The following is a 20,647-nucleotide window of genomic DNA, read 5'->3' as shown; positions in this document are numbered from 1 at the left end:
TCCCCATCTGTGGCCGTAAGTCCATTGTTCGGTGATCCGGACGCAACCCTAAAGTGACCTTGAGCGAGGGGTCAACAGGTCCGTACCACACGCGAATCCGGTTCCTCCGGCGCGCGGACGGCGGTGTCGAGCCCTTCGTCCAGGGCGCCCGCCTTGGCGATGAGGTACGCGAGCTGGGCGCGGCTGCGGCTGTTGAAGACCTCCGACGCCTTGCGCACGTGGTTGGCGACGGTCCTGACGCTCATGCCGAGCCGGCCGGCGATGGCCTCGTCGGTGTAGCCGTTCACCATGAGCTGCAGGACCGCCCGGCGGGTCTCGTCGGCGAGCAGGGGCGGGCGGTGGGCACCGGGAGGGCAGTCGAGCGGGGTGGCGCGCTCCCAGGCGTCCTCGAAGACCGAGACCAGGTACCGGATCAGGCCGGGATGTTCGACGGCCAGGGCGGTCTGGCTCCGCCGGGTGCCGGGGTCGGGCACGAAGGCGATCCGCCGGTCGCACACGATGAGACGGTCGAACACCGTGTCCAGCGTGCGCACTTCGGCCCCGGCCTCGGAGATCTTCTCCACGTAGAAGAGGGTCGGGCTGTGGGTGCGGACGGTGTGCTGGTAGATGGTGCGCTGCCGGACGCCGCGCCGGAGTGCGGCCACGTCGGAGGCGAGGGCCTTCTCCAGCAGTTCCCGCGGCCGGCCGCCGCCGGGCTGGGCGGTGAGGAGTTCCTCCTGGCAGGACTCCACGGCCAGGGAGAGGGTGGTGCTGATGATCTCCTCCCCGGTGATGACACGGGCGGCCTGGACGCCGTCGTTGCGGTAGGTGTCCCGGTAGACCTGCTCGGCGCGGTTGATCGATCTGCGCACCGAGTCGAGGGCGTGCTGCCGGGCATCGATGGCGGCCTCCAGGGGGCGGACCAGGCCGATGGCGGCGAGCCCCGGCGGTATGGCGACCAGGCCGCCGTCGGCTCCCCGTCGGAGCAGCCCCAGGCGGGTCAGGCATTCGGGACACTCCTCGGCCGGCGTACGGCCCTTCAGTACGTCCGCGTAGAAGCCCAGTCCTGCCTCGCAGATGTCGGAATCCTGAATTCCGGGCGCGGTGTGCGCGTTCATGCACATATGTCCCACCTTCATGTTCACGCGATGCAGGATCTTGCCACAGCGTTCCCCTGTCGCAAGAGTGAACTCCTGCGCAGCATGGGGTGCACCGGGAAACACCCGGACCTGATCCGGACGGATGCGCCGGAAAAGACGGAGAGGTGTATCCATGGACGCGTCCAAGAACCTTCACGGAATCATCGCCGCCCTGATCGTGGCGGCTGCCTTGGTGCTCGGTTCACCGGCCCTCGGAGGAATGCACGACGCACCTCACCACGAGATCGCCGCGGCCGACGGAAATCCCGGGGATTCGCAGTGGGGATGACCACCGAACCGTTCATCGAATTCCGCAGGAAAACGAGTGGCTGGAGGGTGGGACATGCGCACGGAGGAGAATTCGGGCGTCATTGACGCGCCGGCGCAGACGGTGCGGGTGAGATCCCGGGTGGACGTCCCGGTCGACGTGCCCGGACTGGGTCGCCGGCCCAGCACGATGGTGAGCTTCCACGGTCTGCGGGACGGCCGCGAGCACATCGCGCTCCTCCTGCCCGGCTGGGACCGGACCCCCGAACCGTTGGTGCGGGTGCATTCCGAATGCCTCACCGGGGACGTCTTCGGCTCGCAGCGCTGCGACTGCGGCCCGCAGTTGCACGAGGCTCTCGCCGTCTGCTCCCGAGAGGGCGGAATCATCCTCTATCTGCGGCAGGAAGGCCGCGGGATCGGCCTCTACAACAAGTTCGACGCGTATCTCCTGCAGGACCAGGGACTCGACACCTTCGAGGCCAATGCGGTATTGAACTTCGAGCACGATATGCGCGACTACCGAGTGGCCGCGGACATGCTGGAGGCGTTGGGTGTGACCACCGTACGGCTCCTCACCAACAACCCGGAAAAGGGCGCCCAGTTGCGCTCGAACGGGATTGACATCACCGACGTCGTCACCACCGGAACGTTCCTCAACGAGAACAACCGGGCCTACCTGAAGGCCAAGCGCGAGCGAGCGGGCCACGCGCTGGACGTCTGACCGCGCGCCGGCCGGGGCCGCACCGGCCCTTGCTCCCGGGCCCTGACCGGGACCGGGAACCGTCGTGCCGAGCCGGCCGGCGAGGCGGGGCAAGGCCGTGGCGCTGCCGGAAAGGCGGCTCGGCGCCGTCCGCGCCGAACGGCGGCGAGCCCTTTCGGAAGTCCGCCACCGCCTTGGACGGCCTCGGCGCCGTGACCGGCGGGACGTGCCGCCGGAACGGCCGCGCGGGCCGGTCGACGCACCGTACGGCCCGTGCCGGGCCGGTCGATGTGCGGTACGGCGTGCGCCGGATCGGCCGGCGTGCGGTACGGCGTGCGCGGAGTCGGTCGGCGTGCGGTACGGCGTGTGCGAGGCCGGTCGATGTGCGGTACGGCTTGTGGCGGTTCGGCCGACGCGCCGTAGGACCGGTGAGGGCCGGGCCGACCGCCGTACGTCCCGCGCCGGTCCGGCCGACGCGCCGTACCGTCCGCGCCCCGCCGGTCTCCGCCCGGCCACAAGCGGCCCACGGCCCGGGCTCCGTCCCTCCACCCGACCGCCGGCAGAGGCCCCCGGCAGAGACCCGCAGCAGAGGACCCGCCAGCAGAGGACCACAGTGACTGGATTCCTTCTCCCTTCCGCCCGTCTCGACCCACACCGGGAGCCGCCCGGGGCCGACGGCCCGGACCTGCCCCCGGTCACCGTTCTCATCCCCTTCTACCGCGAGACCGCCGACATCCTGCGGCGCTCGGCCGGCATGCTGAAGCTGCTGGACTACCCGCACGAGAAGCTGTCCGTGCGCTGGCTGCTGGACGCCCGGACCCCGGACGACGTGGCGGTCGCGGAGGCCGTCGCCGAGTCGGCCGGGGCGGACTTCGCCGGCGACCTGCGGGTGGTGGCGGTCCCCTCGATGACCCCCAAGGCCAAGGCCCTCAACCACGCCCTGCGCGACGTCGGCGACCCGTTCGTCGCCCTATACGACGCCGACACGGTGCCGGACCCCGGCCAGCTGCGGCAGGCGGTCACGGCGCTCGAGACCCGGGACCTGGACGTGGTGGACGCCATCGAACTCCCGGAACCGGGCGGTGACCTGGTCAATCGCACCACGCTGGCGCAATCGGCCGCCTTCTTCGGCGCGATGGAGTACGTGAACCGCCGTACCGGCATGCACATGCTTCTCGGCAGCTCCGTCTACTTCCGCCGCACGGCGCTGGACGCCGTCGGGCCGCTGCGCGAGGACGGCGTCGAGGAACTGTACGAATGGGCCGTACGGGCCGCCGCCCGCGGGGTGCGGATGGGCCGGATCGTCTCCTTCTCGTACGGGACGCGCACCTCGGTGGTCGGTCCCGCGCTCAGACAGCGCACCCGCTGGATCCGCGGCCAACTGGACATCGGCTTCCGGCTGCTGGCCGGCCCGCCGCTGCCGCCCCGGCCGCGCGGAGCCGTCGCGCTGATGACGCTCAGCCTCCTGGCACAGCTCGCCGTGGTGCCGGTGGTCGCCGGAGCGGTGCGCCGCCGCGCGCTGCGCCTCCCCGCCGCCGCCCTGCTGGCCGGCGAGGCCCTGCGCATCCGCCGCGTCGCCCGCGACCCGGTGTGGGAGGTCCTGCGGGTGGGCTCGGGCTGGTTCCTCCTGCTGCCCTTCGAGATCCTGGAGTCGACCTCCGCCTGGCGGGCCGTGTGGGAACTGGCCACCGGCCGCGACACCTGGCACAAGGTGCGGCCCGAGTCCGGCAAGGGGCCGACGTGACCGGCCCGGTGCTGCCCCCGGTCCGGCAGCGGGGCCGGATCTTCGCCTCCGTCTTCGTCGACACGTTCGGCTGGGGCCTGTTCGCCCCTCTCGCGTTCCTGTACTTCTCCTTCGGCACCGGCCTGTCCTTCTCGGCGATCGGCTCGGCGGTCAGCGCCGGCACCCTGGCCTCCCTGCCGATGGCGCTGGTGGCGGGCTGGCTGGTCGACCGGTTCGCCGCCAAGAGCGTGCTGGTCGGCTCCAACCTGGTCACCGCCCTGGGCTACGGCCTCTATCCGTTCGCCTCCGACTGGACCCTCATCGCGGTGGCGACGTTCCTGGTCATGGCCGGCGACCGGCTGTACTGGGCGAGCTGGCCGGTGCTCGTGGTCGACCTGGCCTCCGGGCGCGCGCTGGACGCCACCTACGCGGCGGTGGGCACCATCAAGAACTTCACCGTCGCGACCGGCGCGCTGGCCAGTTCCGCGCTGACCGTCGCCTTCGGCCACGGTGCCGCGGACCTGGTACTGGCCGTGAACGTGGCGACCTCACTGGTCGCCGCGGTACTGCTGGCCGGGGTGCGCGTTCCCACGACCCGGCAGCGCACCGGGACCGACACCAAGGACACGCCCGATACCGAGGATCCCGGCAGCGGAACGCAGACCGGCTGGCGGGGAGCGCTGAAGGACCACGCGTTCACCGCGTTCTGTCTCTCCTTCATGCTCCTCACCTTCGCCTGGGCGCTGCCGGCGACGCTGCTGCCCGCGTACACCGTGGAGATCATGGGACTGCCGGGCTGGGTCCCGGCGTTCTTCCTCGGGATCAACAGCGTGGTCATCACGCTGGCGCAGCTGCCGGTCACCGCGAAGGTCTCCGGTGTGCCCCGGGAGCGGCTGCTGGTCCGGGCGGCCCTGGTCTTCACGGCCGTCTTCACCGGCCTGTACCTGGTGACCGGACTGCCCGCCACCACCGCGATCGTCCTGCTCGTGCCGGTGCTGCTGGCCTTCACCGTGGGCGAGATGATCAGCCTCCCCGCCGCCAACGCCCTGGTGGCGAGCAGCGCCCCGGAGGCGATCCGCGGCCGGTACATGTCGCTCTTCCAGCTCTCCTGGGCGGTGTCCGGGCTCCTGACCCCCGCGCTCGCCGGATTCGTCCTGGACCGGGGTGCCCTCTGGGTGTGCGCCGCGTTCGGCGGGATCGTCCTGCTCGCGGCCGCCGGGCTACGGGCCACGGCCCACCGCGTGGCGGCCCGCGCCGCCGGCCCGGAGGAAGAGGAGGAGACGGCCGCCCCGCCCCCGTACCGCCCGGACCCGGCGCGGGCGGCCCGGGACACCGGGCCGGACCGTGAACCGCCCCCCGCGGCGGCCAAGGAAGCCACATGACCCGCTTCTCCTCGGCCACCGAGCACACGACATGCCCCAGCGCCCCGCGACCTCCGGGAAGTGACATGCCCGGTTTCCCGCAACCTCAGGGGAGTGCCCGGCGTCCCGCGGCCTCCGTGGAAGTCACCTGTCCCCGTTGCCCGTGTCCGCCAAGGAAGTGACATGACACAGACCCCCGCGGCCCTCCGAGGAAGTGACATGACACAGCGTCCGGCCGCCACCGCCGGCCGTCCCGGCCCGGCACCGCGCATCGGCATCCGGATCATGGCCCACCCGCGCCGGCGGCACCAGGCGGAGGCCGTCCTGGCCCGGCTCCACGGCGACGACCGGTGCGTCGTCCTCGACCCGGAGCCCGACGGACCCCCGAGCGCCCTGCGCACCGCGGCGTCCGCCTGGGACGGCCCGTACGGGGAGGCGAGCCACCGGCTCGTCCTCCAGGACGACGCCCTGCCCGCCGCGGGATTCACGGACCTCGTGGCCGAGGCCGTACGGAGCCGGCCGGACGACCCGATCGCCTTCTACAGCAACTGGAACCACTGGAACGGCTCGCCGGTCCGGCTCGCCGCCCTCGCGGGCGCCGGCTGGGCCCAGGCCGTCCCGGACGAGTACGTGCCCTCTCTCGCCGTCGTGCTGCCCCGCGCGCTGGCCGCCGAATTCGCCGCCCACGCGAAGACGTTGCTCGCGGCCGACGCGCCCCCCGACGACGAGGCGCTGGCCGCGTTCCTGCGCCGGCGGGGCCGGGCACTGTTCATCTCCGTGCCCAACCTGGTCGAACACGGCGCGGGCGACAGCCTGGTGGGCAACGACAACCAGGGGCCCCGGCGTTCACCCTGCTTCGCCGACGACACGGGCGGCGGCCGGACCGGCACCGCCACCCTCGGACCACTGGCCTTCTACCCCCACTTCTTCAAGGGCCATGTCTACGGCATCACGCCCACCGGCCCCGACGGCACCTACGTGAAGACCTACTGGGACGAGTGCGTACCGGACCTGGGCCTGGACCCCGACCGGATCCGGCACCTGGCCAGGATCGAGCCCCGGCCGGCCGCGCTGCTGCGCCGGCTCACGGCCGGCGGACTGCACATCCACCACGCCACCGGTGCCTGGACCGCCGGCGTCCTCTACGGCTTCGTCCTGGCCCGTCTGCTCGCCGCCCCCGGCCCCGCGCTGACCGGCGAGCCGCGCCTCGATCCGGCCGTACGGGCGCGCGCCGCCGAGACCATCCCGCTGGGCGGTCTGGCGCAGGTGGCCGGGCTCCCGCTGCTGCGCCGGGTCATGGACCCCCTGCGCGCACTGGTCGAGGAGGGCCTGGACACCGGCACGGAACTGGCCCGCGAGCCGGCGCCCGCGCCCCGCCCGCGGACACACCACCGCACCACCGGAACCTGACCCTTCCGCCGCCGAAACCGACACGCGTTCAAGGAGTGCGACAAGAGCATGCGAACCGTCGACGTCTTCCAGCCCGAGTCCCCCGACAGCGGCACCGCGGTGCACGCCTCCCCCCAGACGTCCGTGGCCTTCAGCCCGGACGGCGTCCACTTCGCCAGCGCCGGCTACGACGGGCGGGTGGCCCTGTGGGAGCGGTCCGGTACCGCCCCGCTCTGGGTCGGCCGCCACTCCCGCCTGGTCAACGGTGTGCGGTTCTCGCCCTCCGGCCGGCTGCTGGCCAGCGGCTCGGCCGACAAGACCTGCCGGATCTGGGACGTGGCCACCGGCCGCCAGGTCCAGCTGCTCGCCCGGCAGCCCGACGACCTCAACGCGCTGGCCTGGCTGGACGAGAACCGCCTGGTCACCGTCTCCCAGGACGGCACGGGCCGGATCTGGGACATCCGCACCGGCACCCTGGAGGACGGTGTCATCTTCCACGCCGACCACTGCATGTCGGTGGACGCCTCCGCCACGGGCGTCCTCGCGAGCTGCGGCGAGGACGCGACCATCCGGCTGTGGGACACCGACGGATCCCTGCTGCGCGACCTTCCGCAGGCCGGTCACGCGGAGATGTGCCGGTGGTCCCCGGACGGCACCCTGCTCGCGGCCAGCTGCGACGACGGCTTCGTGCACATCGTGCGCTCCGACGGCGAACTGGTCACCAAGGTCGGCCCGTACACCGCCGCCGTGAAGTCGGTCGCCTGGTCCCAGGACGGCGCCCGGCTCGTCATCGGGGCCTACGACAGCACGGTCACCCTCTGGCACATCGCCGACTGCCGCCCCCTGGTGCGCTGGTACGGCCCGCACCTGTGGCCCCGCTCGGTGGACTGGTCGGCGGACGGCCGGACCCTGGTCGCGGGCACCTTCTCGGCGCGGCCGGCCGTGATCGACGTACCCGAGATCCCCGCGGACGCCCTGCCCGACGAGGTCCGCGAGATCACCCTCGACGCGCCGGTCGCCACCCACGGCGTCAACCACGTCTCCGCCGCCGGCGAGGCGCTCGCGGCGGGCTGCGACAACGGCACGGTCCGCTTCTGGGACGACCCGGGCGCGACGGCGCCCGAGGTCCCGGTGGGCAACGGCAGCCTCGTCAACACGGTCGCGCTGTCCGCCGCGCTGCCCGGACTCCTCGCGTACGGCTCCTTCTCCGGCCGGGTCGGGGTGGCCGACGCGCGGACCGGCCGCGATGTCGCGTTCGTCGAGCGCGAGCACCCGGTGAACCGGGTCGCCTGGTCGCCGGACGGACAGCGGCTCGCGGTCGCCGACTACGAGGGCGGGCTCGACCTGTACACCTGGACGGGCGGCGAGCTGGTGCCCGGCATCCACTACGACGGCCACCACGGGGCCATCAAGGACGTGTCCTGGGTCGGCTCCGGACGCCTGGTCACCTACTCCACCGACCGTCAGGCCCACCTGATCGACACCGACGGAACCCTCATCCGCTCCTTCGGCGGGCACGGCGAGCTGATCAACGGCGGGTCGGTGACGGAGGTGGCTGGCCGGGCGCTGCTCGCCACCGTCTCCCGGGACCGCACCTGCCGCCTGTACGACCTGCGGACCGGTGAACTGCTCCAGGTCCTGGTCGGCCACGACGAGTCCGCCAAGTGCGCGGCGTGGCACCCCGGCGGCCGGCCGCTGCTGGTCACGGGCTCCTACGACTACACCGCGCGGCTGTGGGTCCTCGACCCCGACACCCTGGCCCCGCTGCACAGCCATGTGCTGGACGGGCACGGCAGCGCCGTCAGCGCCGTGACCTGGCTGGGCGACCACCCGGTCACCGCCTCGTGGGACAGCAGGGTGCTGCTCTGGTCGGCGGAGGCCGGCCCCGGCCGTGCACCCGCCCCCACCGAACTGGCCACAAACTGGCAGGACCGGAGGGATCCCCGATGAGCACCGTCGGCCTGAAGACGGCCGCTCCGCCCGCGCTGGCGCTGTCCGCCGACGAGTCCGAGGCCGTAGGGCGGGCCGCGCGGAGCGTGGCCCGCACCGCGAACGGCATGCTGGACGACCCGGAGTTCACCGCCGCGGCGCGCGCGGCCTGGGAGCGGCTGCCCGTGCGGCTGCGGGAGACCGTCCGCGCCTTCCGCCGGCACTCCGGTGACACCGGCGCCCTGCTGATCCGCGGCATCCCCGTGGACGAGGAACCGCTGCCCCCCACCCCGGTCGTGAGCGGCTCCGTCCGCCGCCGGGCGACAACGCCGGCCACGACCCTGCTGATGACCGCGGCCGGCGGCCTCGGGGACCCGGCCGCCTACGCGGCGGAGAAGTCGGGCGCGCTGGTGCAGGACGTGGTGCCGGTCCCGGGGCAGGAGGAGTTCCAGGGGAACGCGGGCTCCACACCGCTCTCCTTCCACACGGAGAACGCCTTCCACGAGCACCGGCCGGACTTCGTGATGCTGCTGTGCCTGCGCGCCGACCACGACGGCACGGCGGCCCTGCGCACCGGGTCGGTCCGCCAGGCACTGCCCGCCCTGCCGGACCGGACACGCGAGATCCTCCGCCTCCCGGAGTTCAGCACCCAGCCGCCGCCCTCCTTCGGAACGGCGGGCGGGTCCACCCCGCCCGGCCCCGTCCTGTGCGGCGATGCGGACGACCCCGACCTGCGCGTGGACTTCGCCGCCACCACCGGGACCACGCCCCGGGCCCGCATGGCGCTCGCCGAACTGGAGGCCGCCGTGGACGCCGCCGCCCACACGGTCCGGCTGGCCCCCGGCGACCTCGTCGTCGTGGACAACCGCGTGACGACGCACGGGCGTACGGCGTTCCGGCCCCGCTACGACGGTGCCGACCGCTGGCTGCTGCGCACCTTCGCCGTCGCCGATCTGCGGCGCTCCCGCGGTCACCGGCCCGGCGACGGTTACGTCCTGAGCCACTGAGGGCATTCCCCCGCCGGGTCCGGCCGCCCCGGACCCGGCCGGCGCCCACCACCCCGACCGCACCACGCGGTGCCCTCCAGGAGACAGGCGATGCCAGCCACGCGACCAGGACTTCACGTCAATGCCCTGGTGCTGGGGCGCACCCGCCGGATCTGCGCCATCTGGAGGGTGGGCGGACCCGCCGGTGCCTCCCATCCGTGCGCGTTCCACGCCGCGTATCTGCTGCCCCGCCGCGGCCCGGAGCAGGACTGGGCCGTCGACACCGTGCTCGGCGCGCTGGACGAACGGCACGCCTGCGACGACGGACCGTTGTGCGCCGACCTCGCCACCACGAGGAACGGCATGGCGGTGACGGCGCTCCGGCCGGGACTGTGCGCACCGTTCCTGCTGGAGCTGTCCCGTACGGCGCTGGGCCTCGGCCAGCGGGAGTGGGCCGAGCTGGCCGGCGGCAGCCCCCGGGCCTTCCACGCCACCGCGTCCGGCGACTACCGGATGTACCGTTACGCCGCGGCGGTCGCCCTGCCGGTACGGGCGGGCGGCTGCCGGGTCCGCCAGGTCGTCGACGAGTGGGAACAGCCCGTTTTGCGCGCGTACGCGGCCGCCCTGCTGGCCACGGAGCGGTCACGGACCGGCAGGCCCCTGTGACGCCGATCGCCTCCCACCGCCGGAGGCCCACGGCGCCGCACCGGACCGGCCCGCCGGATCACGGCCGGCGTCGGCCCTCCGCCGGCCCGACCAGTGCGCCCGACTCCAGACGCCGGACGAACCGGGACCAGTCGTCGGCGCACGCGCGGGCCAGCGTGAGCACCGCGTCGACGCCGTGCGGCGGGACGGCGCGGGCCAGACGCTCCAACTCGGCGGCGCCCAGCGAGTGGACGGCCAGGATGCGCAGTACGGTACGGCCCGTCTCGGTCTGCCGCAGCGACGGATCGCGGGCCAGCCGGGCGATGGCGCGCTGCCGTTCCGCGGGGTTCAGCGGAGCGGTGAGCGGCTCCGCCGACGGCGCGGGCGGGCCCTGCGAGGCCCTCGGCCGGCGCTGCCCGTCCGGGACCGGATCGGCCCCGCGCAGCACGCGTACCCTGACGTCCCGGGCCGTGCCCAGCGAGATCCCGGCCGCGCTCGCGAGTTCCCGCAGGGAGATGCGGGGATTGTCCCGCAGCAGTTCCGCCGCGCGTATGCGGGCCTCGGCGGTCTGCCGCGGCCGCGCTCGTCCGTCCCGCCCCACGCGCGTCCCCGTCTCCGCCAGGTCGCCGGCCGAGCGTCTGACGGCGGCCACCGTCTTGTCCGACAGACCGCTGGCCCGCGCGATGCGCCGGTCGGACCAGTCCGGGTGACCGCGGATGATGCGCCGGGCCGCGGCCATCCGGTCGTCCCGGGACAGCGGAAGGCCGTGCCTCATGTTGAGCTTCACGGCCAGGAGGAAGATGTCGTCGTCCTCGCCGTCGACGAGCCGGGCCGCTATGTACTCCTCGCCGCGCAGCCGGGCGGCGCACAGCCGGTGCCTTCCGTCGACGACCCGCATGGTGCGCCGGTGCACCACGATCGGAGGTGCCTCCGCTCCCGCCTCGTACAGCGTGCGCACGTGTTCCGGGTCGAGGCCCGCCGACCGGAGGAAGGAAGAGCCGTCCGTCTTCAGACCGGTGGTGGACAACAGGTGGACCGGAAGGGCGGAGAGGTCGATCCCGTCAGGGGAATCGACGTCGTCGGTGAGGGGCGCGATGCTCCTGATGGTTCCGGTCACTCCGTCATGCACCTCCGCGGGCACACACGATGATGGGCGGCTCGCTGGAACAGCATCGGTCGTGCTGGAGAACCGGAAGGACGAGCGCCGTCAAGAACGGGGCCACGGCTCCGGCATCCACCCAGCCCTCGGCTCCCCCTCCCCGTACGCCGTCAACGGGTGATCACAACACCGGCAGGACAGTAGACCCGATGATTGGTCTAGTCAAATCAATACGGACGCAGGTGAACCCCCGTACGGCCCACCGCCGTTCAACCGCTGCTCCTCCGCACTTGAACGGCCGCACCTGGGGGAGCGGGCCATCCGTCGATGAGGACAGCGGAAGCCGGCAGCGCTCCGCGCGGGGTCGCCGGCTTTTCTGATGGGATGACGGAATGCGCAGACCCGCTGACCTCCGCCCGGCTTCCGCCGCGGCCATCCCCTTGCTCCCGGCCCTGGCCGCGACCGCCCTGCTGCTCACGGCCTGCGGGACGGAGCACGCGGCGGCCGGGAGCACCGGCGCCCGCCCGGCCGCGTCGCGGAGCGGCACACGGGCCGACGACCCGGGCAAGGACGGCGTGCGGATCACGTCGCTGACCCTCCCGCCGGCGTCCCCCTCGCCCACCCGCGACCACTCCGTCTCCGCGGAAGGCCTCGCCACGGGCGCGGACCCGGGGATCTCCGCCGCGTACGAGGTCACCAACGAGGGCACCGAGACGCTGACCTACTCCGTCGTCTTCACCTTCGTGAGCGAGGACGGCGGGGCCGTGGGCAACCGGACCGAAACCGTGCGCGACGTCGGCCCGGGACGGACCGTGCGGGGCACGGTCCGGGCCGGGGAACTGCCGGCCGGCGCGCCGCGGGTGACGGGCGCGAAGGTGCTCGAAGTGACCAAGGTGCCCGCGCGCGAGGCCCCGGCCGAACCCGGCACGTGCCCGGCCTCCGGGGTCCGGATCGGCACCGACGAGGGCGACGCGGCCATGGGGCTGCGCGTCGTGGGCCTGCACCTCGACAACTGCGGTACGCGCGCCTACACCGTCGAGGGCTACCCGCTGCTGGAACTCCTGGACGACGACCGCCGGCCCGTCGGCGCGGTGGAGATCCTCCACGGCAGCGGGGGGATCGCCACCGGCACCGGGCTCGACGATCGGCCCCGGCCCGTCACGCTGCAACCCGGCGAGTCGGCGACCGCCGGCCTGGTCTGGCGCAACACCACCGGCTTCGGCACACCGGTGAACGTGCCCTACGTCCGGGTCCGGGCCGAGGAGGGTGCCGAACCGGTGACGGTGACCCCGCACCTGGACCTCGGAACCACCGGGAAGCTCGGGGTCGGGCCGTGGAAGCAGGCGGAAGGCCGGGCACTGGCCGGCTCCGGCCGGAGCGGTCCCCTCAGGGCAGCGGAGCCTCCCGCGCGGCCGTCCACAGGCCGTACCACTCCTCGTGGGTGAGGTCCGGCTCGCGGAGGGCCGCGTCCCGGCAGGCCGTGATGCGTTCGGGGCGGGTGGTGCCGACGACGGGAGCGATGCCCGCCGGGTGGCGTCGCAGCCACCACAGGAGGATGGTCTCCGGTGTGGTGTCCTTGCGCCGGGCGAGTTCCGCGACGAGCCGGCTCGCCCGCGTGTCCGCGCCCGAGGTGAAGCGGCCCCGGGCGAGCGGGCCCCATGCCTGGAGCCGGACGCCGTTCGCCGCACACCACTCCAGCGTGCCGGGCGCGAAGCCGTTGCGGGTGGCGTCCGGCGTGTTGAACAGGACACCCGCCTCCACCCAGTCCCGCCGGGCCAGGCTCATCTCCAGCTGGTTGACGACCAGCGGGAGGTCCGTGTGGGCCCGCAGCGCGGCGATCTGCGGGCCGCTCATGTTGGACACGCCGAACTGCCGTACCAGCCCCTGGGCGTGCAGGGAGGTCAGTGCCGCGGCGATCTCCCGGGGGTCGGTCAGCGGATCGGGCCGGTGCAGCAGGAGGACGTCGAGGACGTCCGTGCGCAGCCGGACCAGGCTCTCCTCGACCCGCCGTACGATGCCGGCACCCCGCAGGTCGTAGAGTCCGGGCCGGTCGCCGTCGGGCAGCCGGATGCCGCACTTGGTCTGCAGCACGATGCGTTCCCGCAGACCCGAGCTGCGCGCCAGCACCTCGCCGAAGACGGCCTCCGACTTGCCGTACTGGTAGATGTCGGCGTGGTCGAAAGCCGTGATGCCGGCGGTCAGCGCCGCCTCGATCGCGGTCTCCGCGTGCCGGATGTCCTCGGCCGTGTACGGCTCGGTGTCCCAGCCGCCGCCGAGGCCCATGCAGCCGTAGAGCAGCTTGTGCGTGCGTATGTCGGTCTCTGCCGCCATGTCGTCTCCGTCGTGGACGCGTTCGGTGGAGGGGGAGGAAGGTCAGGCGCGAAGGGTGTCGGCGAGCATCTCGGCGACGGCCAGGACCGGAAGCTGGGTGTTGGCGGCGGGCACGGTCGGCAGGATGGAGGCGTCCGCGACGCGCAGCCCCGCCACACCGTGCACGGCGCCCTGCCCGTCGACCACGGACCGCGGATCGTCCGCCGGACCCATGGCGCAGGTGCCCACGGGATGCCAGTAGGTGCCCACCCGGGCCCGCAGGCGCGAGTCGGACAGTGTGTGGGCCGGTACCGCGTCCGCGGGCCCCGCCAGCGGCTTCATGGCCGTGGCGAGTTCCTCCACCTTCCGCAGGCCGGCCCGCACGACGGCGATGTCACGGCCCGCCGGGTCGGTCAGGAAGGCGGGGTCGATCTCGGGAGGCTCCAGGGGATCGGCGGAGCGCAGCCGGACGTGCCCGCGCGAGACCGGCTTCATCAGGAAGGCGGAGATACCGGCCTCGTACTGCCCGGGCGGGAGCGAGCCGAACAGCGGCGGGCCGGCCGTGGGCAGGAGGTGCAGGTCCCACGCCCCGTCCGGGCAGAACTCGCTGGCCGCCCGGATCAGCATGCGGCTGACGTACAGCTCCCCGGCCGCCTCCTTGGCGGCCAGCGCCTTGTTCAGGCCGTCCGTGGGGGACAGGGGTACGAAGACACCGGGCTGGTCGGACAGGTTGGCGCCGACACCGGGGAGGTCGGCCGCGCAGCGGATGCCGGTCTCCTCCAGCTGCGCGGCGGGGCCGATGCCGCTGCGCAGCAGCACGGCGGGAGAGCCGAAGGTGCCGGACGCCAGGACATGGGTGCCGGCCTCCAGGGTCACCGGCTGCCCGTCCAGGACGAGGTGCGCGCCGGTCACCCGGCCCGCGCGCAGGGACAGCCGGTCCACCAGGGCGTCGCCGAGGATCGTCAGGTTCGGCCGCGCCCGGGTCGCCGGGTCCAGGTAGGCGAAGGCGGCGTTCCAGCGCAGCCCGTCCACGGAGTTGAGCAGCGGCCGGCCGTGTCCGGGCGGCCCCGCAGTGCCCATGTCCACTTCCGGATAGCCGAGTTCGCGCGCCGCCACCAGCGCGGCCGAGGCCCAGGCGGACAGCTCCGGGTCCGGTACGGTGCGCAGCCCCATGCGCTCCACGGCCCGCAGCCGGTACGGCTCCAGCGCGCCGGCCGACCACCGCTCACCGCCGGCGCGGGACCACTCCGCGTGGTCGGCGTGCGACCCCCATGTGTTCCAGGCGCCGTTGATGCACGACGACCCGCCCAGGACGCGGGCCCGGACGCGGTAGAACTCCGTGTGCCGTTCCCACACGTCCTCGCGCGGCAGGGCACGGGCGTTGCGGATCTTCTCGGGCCAGCTCTCCCGCCGGGGTCCGTAGTCGGGGCCCGCCTCCACGAGGCACACGGTGCGGCCGGGGTCCTCGCTCAGGCGTGCCGCCAGTACGCAGCCGGCGACTCCGCCGCCGAGGATGACGACGTCGTAGCCGGACGCAAGGGACGGGATCTTCATGGTCGCTCCGCTGAGAGGTCGGGTGGGGAGGCAGGAGGGATGTGGAACCGCCGTGCGGGGAGGAGGGGCGTCACCGGGGGCCGGCGCCGAGTTCGGCGAGAAGCAGACGCCGTGCGATGTCCGGGGCCGTCACCGGGTCCGCCGCCGCCTTCCAGCGCCGCAGGGCGCCGCGCAGCGCACCGGTGTCCGCCCCGCGCAGCGCGGTCACGAACCGCTCCACGCCGTGGCCGCCGCGCGCCTCCTCCGGCGTCGGCACCCGCTCGGACACCGCCGTGGCGCCATCGGCCGGCACCGGCTCGCCCGTCAGCGCGGGCGTGAATTGAGGTGAGAAAAGGCAAGCCAGTTCCGCGCGGCGCTCCGGGCCGGCCAGCGAGCGCAGCAGCTTGACGGCGAGCGGCTCCTCCGTGTGCCCCCGGGGCGAGCCCCAGGAGGCGATCTCCGCGGCGGGCAGCGTGCTCAGGCACGCCAGCAGGGCCAGGGCCGGCGCCGCGGAACGGCCGCCGAGGACCTGTCCGGCCCGCGCGCACCAGTGCGCGAGCCGCTGCCGCACGGCGACGTCCGGCGCCGCGCCCCCGGGCAGCAGCGCCAGCAGGATGTGCCAGCAGTCGAGATGGATGTCCCATACGTCCGTGGCGAGCGCGGACACCGGTGCCGGGTCGTGCCGCGCCTCGGCGGCCAGCGCGGGCAGGATCTCGGTGTACAGCAGCCGGACGAGGCGATGCGGGGTCCGCTGGGCCGGCCAGCAGTCGTCGTGGGCGTGGTCCGCGAGCAGCTCCTCCACCGCGACCGGCTGCCGCGCGAGACCGGTGCGCACGCCCGCCTCCGCCGCCTCGAAGTGGTACAGCTCGTCCAGGTGCTCCCCGGGCCGCAGCGGCGCGGACACCCGCTCCACCTCCGCGAGCAGCGCGTCGCTCCGTTCGAGCAGCTCCGCGCGGCGCTCGGGCGTCGGGGCCGCCGCGTACGGTTTGATCCGGTCCAGCTCCCGGGAGAACGCCTGGAGCAGGAACGGCGTGGTGAGCCGGTGGCTCATCGGCAGTCCCAGATAGGGGAAGACCGCGCAGGTGCGGCAGGCGGGGCGGTGACCCACCTCCTCGTCCCGCACCCGGACCAGCTCCGGGTCCCGCACCAGCTCCCGGTACGGCCGCTCCCAGGGCAGCGAGGCGTCCCACTCGTGATAGCAGGGCAGCATGACCCGGCCGTCCGGGCCGACCGTGAGAATGCGGGAGTTGGCCCCGCAGGCGGTCGCGGTCGCCGGGGAGAGCGTCCGCATATGGTGCACGAAGGCCAGGTTCACCGTGGTGTACGGCGCGTACCGCTGCTCCGCCACCCGGCGCAGCAGCTCCGACGACGGCACCCGCGCGGGCGTCTCGGCCGAAGTCGCCGCAGTGCTCCGTCCGTTGACGGCGGCCAGCTTCAGCATCCGCACCGAGCCGGCCGGGCGCACCTCGCTCTGTGCCGCGAAGTAGCCGAACATGGGCGCGAGGTAGACGGCGACCCGGTGCCGTTGCGCGTAGGCGACCACGTCCTCCACTTCGCCGGCGTTCTGGTCGGTCACCACGCAGATCAGCTTGAGGTTGCCCGCTCCCTCGGCCCGGAGGCTCTCCACCAGGGCCAGGGTGCGGTCGAGGGTGTCCGTACCGCGGATGCGGTGGTAACGCTCGGCGCTGAGCGTGTCCAGCGAGATGTTCAGCGTGTCGACGAGGGGCACGATCCCGGCCGCCAGCGGGGCGAACCGGATGGCGTTGGTGGTGAGTTCCACGGTCATGCCCAGGTCCCGCGCGTGCCGTACCGCCGTGACCAGTTCACGGTGCAGGGACGGTTCGCCACCGGTGATGTCGAGGTAGGTGACGCCCAGTTCCGCCAGCTCGTCGAGGCAGCGCCGCAACCCGTCGGAGGTCAGCTCCCGGTGTCCGTCGAAGACCGGGTCCTGCCAGACATTGCAGTACCCGCAGCGGGAGTTGCAGCGGAAGGTGAGGTACAGCCGGGCATGCCGGAAACGGGTGGGTGCTGTGGCCACGGGGCTCCTCGCGGATACGGGATCGGGACGGCCGGGATTCACACGGCCGGGGTTCCGGCGAACGCGGGCGCCAGCAGGCGCGCTCCCTCGCGCACCCCGCGGACCGTGATCCCCTCGGTGGCGGGCAGGGTCGCCAGCAGCTCACTGCCGAGGCAGGCGTTCACCGGACGGGAGGCATAGCGGGTCAGGGCCCGCGGTACCGGTGTCACCAGGCCGGCGGGCGCGCCCAGTTCCCGGGCGATGACGGTGGCCCATGCGGCACGGGTGAGGCGGTCGGGGCCGCCGAGGTGCAGCACGGGAGGCAGCGGATGCCCGACGCGCAGCAGGGCCGTTGTCACCTCCGCCACGTCGTCCAGGAGGACCGGGGTCGTCCAGTGGTCGTCCGGGGCCTCGACCGGCTCTCCGTGCCGCAGCCGGTGGGCGCACGCGGCGAAGAAGTTCAGCCACTTGCCCGCGTCGGCCGGCTCGTGGCCGTAGACGAGGCTGACCCGCAGGGCCACCGCCCGGGCCGCCGAGGCGAGCAGTGCCCGCTCCGCCTCCGCCTTCGCCCGGCCGTAGGCGTTCGCCGGGGAGACGGCGGCGCTCTCGGTGTTGTCCGCCGAGCCGCCGTCGAAGACGTTGTCGGTGGAGATCATCACGATCCGCGCGTCGCGCGCCAGAGCGGCGAAGGTCTCCGCGACGCCGACGTGCGCGGCCCGGGCCTCCTCCGGGTGGGCCTCGCACCAGGTGACGTCGGACGGGCCGTGCACCAGGACGACGCCTCCCGGGCGCAGGTGGTCCAGCAACCGCCGGCAGGCCGTGGCGTCGGTGGCGTCGAGGGCGGCCCAGCGGGCCCCGTACTCCTCGGGCGGCACCGAGGGCGGGCGGCGCGAGGCGAGCGTCACGGGCTGCCCCGCCGCCAGCCGCCGGGCGATCCCGGTGCCCACCAGGCCGCTGCCCACGACAAGGATCCGCTCGCTCATGACGCCTCCTGGGAGAACGGAGCCGGCATCCGGTCCGCCAGCAGCCGGCCCGCACCGATCAGTCCGTGATCGTCGTCGGCGACCCCGAGCGACACCATGGCGTCGATCTGCCCGGGATCGAGGCCGAAGCAGCCCAGCCGCACCAACTCGGCGACCAGCAGCCGCCGGTACGGCTCACCGACCGCCAGCGCGAAGCCGCCCATGAGGATGTACCGGCACACCCCGACCGACGCGAACACCCCGGAGACCGCCTGGGCCAGCGGCGTCAGCGTGCCGCGCAGCACCTCCGTGCTGAAGGGGTCGCCCGCGCGGACCGCCTCGGCGATCGCCCGGTTGTCGACGCGGTCCGCCCGGCCGCCGCACGACGCCGCGAGCCGGGAGGCGCGGAAGGCGGACTCCCGGGCGCGCGCGGCCCGGCGCGTCGCGGCCAGCACGCCCCGCCCGGAGGCGATGGCGCCGAGGTGGCCCCGGCCCCCGCAGTCGCACAGCGGCGCGTCGGGCGACGGGTCGCAGACCCAGTGGCCCAGCTCGCCGCCGTGGCCGTCGGCGTCCAGCAGGACCTCGCCGCCGCGGAACACCTTGTTGCCGATACCGGAACTGATGGTGAGCAGGCAGAAGTCCCCGGGCTCGGTGGCGGCGTACCGCCAGGCCGCCGCGGTCAGGTCGTTGACGACGACGGCCGGTGTGCCGGTCCGTTCCGTCAGCAGCTCGCCCAGCGGCAGCGGATCGCCGCGCCGTCCCCAGACGGTGGGCGCGGCGAGCACCAGACCGGCGGCCGAGATCGGCCCGGCGAAGGCCACGCCCAGCGCCCGCGGCGGCCGTCCGCCCGTGTGCGCGGAGACCTCGCGCACGATCTGCTCCACCACCCGGCGTTGCAGCACCGGTACCGGAGCACCCGGATCGCGGTGCAGGCCCTCGACGGGCACCCGGCGCACCCGGCGCACGGCGCCGGTCGCGGGATCGTAGTCGCCCACCCGCAGCGTGGTGCCGCCCACGTCGACCACGGTGAACACCTCGTCAGCCGGCCCGCCGCTCATCCGCCGCTCCCTCCTCGAAGACGAGCAGCCGCAGATCCCTTTCGCCGTCGTTGAGCAGGCCGTGCTCGCCGTAGTGGCCGTTGACCACGACGTCACCGGGACCGACCCGGAACTCCTCGCCGTCGAGGTACATCAGGCCCTCGCCGTCCAGCACGATGTAGGTCTCGCGGTCGGCGCCGTGCCGGTGCCGGCCGATCGAGGTGCCCGGCGGCAGGACCGCCAGATCGATGAATTCCGCGCCCGGGGAGCCGGGCCGGCGGGCGAAGACGCGGTGGGCGAGGATCGTGCCGAGACCGCCGTGGTCCCGCTCCTTGCCGGTCAGCAGTTCCCGCAGGTTGACCACGGACTCAGGCATCGCGCCGCTCCCCGTCAGCCGCGAGCGCCTTCAGCGCGGAGACCAGGACGTCGGCGGGGACGTCCTCCAGCTCCTCCACGAAGGCCGCCTTGCCGATACCCGTCGGCACCACGAGGTGCAGTTTGCGGCCCCGGCGCTGCCAGGAGGCATGCAGGGCCTGTGTCATCAGCTCCGGGGTGCAGGTGCCGGGGTCGAACACCGGCAGCCCGATCCGCCGCAGCAACCGGACGACGCGGTCGCACGTCTCGTCGTCCGCGAGGCCGAGCAGGCGTGCCAGGTGGGCGGAGAGCGCCATGTCTACGGCGACCGCCTCGCCGTGCTCCAGACGGTGGTCGCCGGCCGTCTCCACCACCGGGCTGAAGGTGTGGCCGAAGTCGACGAGCCGGGCCAGCTCGTGTTCCCGGAGGTTGGGGCAGAGTTCCTCCATCATCAGCCGCATCGACGTGCGCAGGATGTAGGTCTCCAGCTCCCCGTGGGAATGGTGCGCGTCACCCTCCGGGCGCCGGAACGCGTCCGGATGCCGCTCCAGTGCCTGGAACAGGTCCCCGTCCAGGATCACGGCCATCTTCACTATCTCGGCGAGCCCGCAGCGGATCTCCCGGTGCGGCAGCGTCGCGAGGAAGGCCGGGTCGTTCAGGGAGGCGTGCGCCGGATGGTAGGCGCCGAACATGTTCTTCGTGCGCAGGGCGTTGACGCCGGTCTTGACCCCGACCCCGACGTCCACCTGGCCGACGAGCGTGGTGTTGACCTTGATGTAGCGGATGCCGCGGGCGTAGATGGACGCGGCGAAGCCGACGACGTCGGCCACGATGCCACCGCCGACGGCGAGCATCACCCCGTGGCGGTCCAGGCCGTCCGCCTTGGCGAGGGCGCACACGTGCTCCGCCGCGGCGAGGGTCTTGTGGTGCTCACCGGTGGCCAGCACGTGCAAGGACCACTGGCCGGGCCGGACATGGGCCGCCAAATAGGCCCGCAGCCGGTCGCCGTAGAGCCGGTCGACGGTCGGGCTGACGAACGCCACGACCCGGCGGTCCTCCAGATAGCCGGCGAGCAGGGTGTCGGCCGGGTCGAGTATCCCGGTGCCGAGGTCGACCCGGTACCGGGTGCCGTCCGGTGCGCTCAGGTCGAAGCCGCCGGAATCCTCGCGGACCCCTGCCGGCGGATGCCCGACCCGATCGAGAACCTGGCTTGTCAT

Annotated in this window: 18 protein-coding genes; 9 read left to right on the top strand and 9 right to left on the bottom strand. The window is 73.7% G+C overall.

Going from position 1 to position 20,647, the window contains the following annotated elements; translation table 11 throughout:
• Window positions 1–71: 71 nt before the first annotated feature.
• On the bottom strand, window positions 72–1,097 hold the full coding sequence (locus SCK26_RS02045) for a helix-turn-helix transcriptional regulator (RefSeq protein ID WP_318199487.1): 1,026 nt from the start codon (window positions 1,095–1,097) through the stop codon (window positions 72–74).
• Window positions 1,098–1,251: 154 nt separating this feature from the next.
• Between SCK26_RS02045 and SCK26_RS02040 the strand changes: the two genes are divergently transcribed.
• The 8 genes from SCK26_RS02040 (at window position 1,252) to SCK26_RS02005 (ending at window position 10,139) form a co-directional block, all read left to right on the top strand.
• Complete coding sequence (locus SCK26_RS02040; RefSeq protein ID WP_318199486.1) at window positions 1,252–1,407, top strand: hypothetical protein; 156 nt, start codon at window positions 1,252–1,254, stop codon at window positions 1,405–1,407.
• A 54-nt stretch (window positions 1,408–1,461) separates the two neighbouring features.
• Window positions 1,462–2,106, top strand: coding sequence for a GTP cyclohydrolase II (gene ribA, locus SCK26_RS02035; RefSeq protein ID WP_318199485.1), 645 nt, complete (start codon window positions 1,462–1,464; stop codon window positions 2,104–2,106).
• Between the two features lie 592 nt (window positions 2,107–2,698).
• Window positions 2,699–3,829, top strand: coding sequence for a glycosyltransferase (locus tag SCK26_RS02030; protein WP_318199484.1), 1,131 nt, complete (start codon window positions 2,699–2,701; stop codon window positions 3,827–3,829).
• On the top strand, window positions 3,826–5,190 hold the full coding sequence (locus tag SCK26_RS02025; protein ID WP_318199483.1) for an MFS transporter: 1,365 nt from the start codon (window positions 3,826–3,828) through the stop codon (window positions 5,188–5,190). Before SCK26_RS02030 ends, SCK26_RS02025 begins: the two co-directional genes overlap by 4 nt.
• A gap of 198 nt (window positions 5,191–5,388) precedes the next feature.
• Entirely contained in the window at window positions 5,389–6,579 is a 1,191-nt protein-coding gene (locus SCK26_RS02020) for a hypothetical protein (RefSeq protein ID WP_318199482.1), read from the top strand.
• A gap of 48 nt (window positions 6,580–6,627) precedes the next feature.
• Window positions 6,628–8,508 (top strand): WD40 repeat domain-containing protein, encoded by a 1,881-nt coding sequence (locus SCK26_RS02015; RefSeq protein WP_318199481.1) that lies wholly within the window; start codon window positions 6,628–6,630, stop codon window positions 8,506–8,508.
• Window positions 8,505–9,494 carry a clavaminate synthase family protein gene (locus SCK26_RS02010; RefSeq protein WP_318199480.1) on the top strand — a complete coding sequence of 330 codons (990 nt, stop codon included), beginning with the start codon at window positions 8,505–8,507 and terminating at the stop codon, window positions 9,492–9,494. The genes SCK26_RS02015 and SCK26_RS02010 overlap by 4 nt, the downstream gene beginning before the upstream one ends.
• Window positions 9,495–9,584: 90 nt before the next feature.
• Complete coding sequence (locus SCK26_RS02005) at window positions 9,585–10,139, top strand: hypothetical protein (protein ID WP_318199479.1); 555 nt, start codon at window positions 9,585–9,587, stop codon at window positions 10,137–10,139.
• A 58-nt stretch (window positions 10,140–10,197) separates the two neighbouring features.
• On the opposite strand, the gene SCK26_RS02000 is transcribed toward SCK26_RS02005, so the two are convergent.
• A complete protein-coding gene (locus SCK26_RS02000) occupies window positions 10,198–11,235 on the bottom strand; it encodes a winged helix-turn-helix transcriptional regulator (protein ID WP_318199478.1) in 1,038 nt (345 codons plus the stop codon).
• A 374-nt stretch (window positions 11,236–11,609) separates the two neighbouring features.
• Here SCK26_RS02000 and SCK26_RS01995 point away from each other — a divergent pair, with 374 nt between their 5' ends.
• A complete protein-coding gene (locus SCK26_RS01995; protein ID WP_318199477.1) occupies window positions 11,610–12,662 on the top strand; it encodes a DUF4232 domain-containing protein in 1,053 nt (350 codons plus the stop codon).
• Here SCK26_RS01995 and SCK26_RS01990 read toward each other — a convergent pair.
• From SCK26_RS01990 to SCK26_RS01960, 7 genes are all read right to left on the bottom strand, one after another.
• Window positions 12,604–13,548, bottom strand: a complete 945-nt coding sequence (locus SCK26_RS01990; RefSeq protein WP_318199476.1) for an aldo/keto reductase — start codon at window positions 13,546–13,548, stop codon at window positions 12,604–12,606. The genes SCK26_RS01995 and SCK26_RS01990 overlap by 59 nt on opposite strands.
• 42 nt (window positions 13,549–13,590) lie before the next feature.
• Window positions 13,591–15,081: a GMC family oxidoreductase gene (locus SCK26_RS01985; RefSeq protein ID WP_318199475.1), complete on the bottom strand. Its 1,491-nt coding sequence runs from the start codon at window positions 15,079–15,081 to the stop codon at window positions 13,591–13,593.
• A 70-nt stretch (window positions 15,082–15,151) separates the two neighbouring features.
• Window positions 15,152–17,098, bottom strand: coding sequence for a radical SAM protein (locus SCK26_RS01980; protein WP_318199474.1), 1,947 nt, complete (start codon window positions 17,096–17,098; stop codon window positions 15,152–15,154).
• 38 nt (window positions 17,099–17,136) lie between these two features.
• The gene (locus SCK26_RS01975) at window positions 17,137–18,060 is read right to left on the bottom strand and encodes an SDR family oxidoreductase (protein ID WP_318199473.1); all 924 of its coding nucleotides are present in this window, start codon (window positions 18,058–18,060) and stop codon (window positions 17,137–17,139) included.
• On the bottom strand, window positions 18,057–19,097 hold the full coding sequence (locus tag SCK26_RS01970) for an ROK family protein (RefSeq protein ID WP_318199472.1): 1,041 nt from the start codon (window positions 19,095–19,097) through the stop codon (window positions 18,057–18,059). Before SCK26_RS01970 ends, SCK26_RS01975 begins: the two co-directional genes overlap by 4 nt.
• Window positions 19,078–19,452, bottom strand: a complete 375-nt coding sequence (locus SCK26_RS01965) for a cupin domain-containing protein (RefSeq protein WP_318199471.1) — start codon at window positions 19,450–19,452, stop codon at window positions 19,078–19,080. Before SCK26_RS01965 ends, SCK26_RS01970 begins: the two co-directional genes overlap by 20 nt.
• Window positions 19,445–20,647, bottom strand: coding sequence for a sedoheptulose 7-phosphate cyclase (locus tag SCK26_RS01960; protein WP_318199470.1), 1,203 nt, complete (start codon window positions 20,645–20,647; stop codon window positions 19,445–19,447). Before SCK26_RS01960 ends, SCK26_RS01965 begins: the two co-directional genes overlap by 8 nt.

It is taken from the genome of Streptomyces sp. SCL15-4 (assembly GCF_033366695.1).
Taxonomy (GTDB): Bacteria; Actinomycetota; Actinomycetes; order Streptomycetales; family Streptomycetaceae; genus Streptomyces.
The sequence above is the reverse complement of the archived record's forward strand: the minus strand, read 5'-3'. Positions and strand labels throughout refer to the sequence as shown.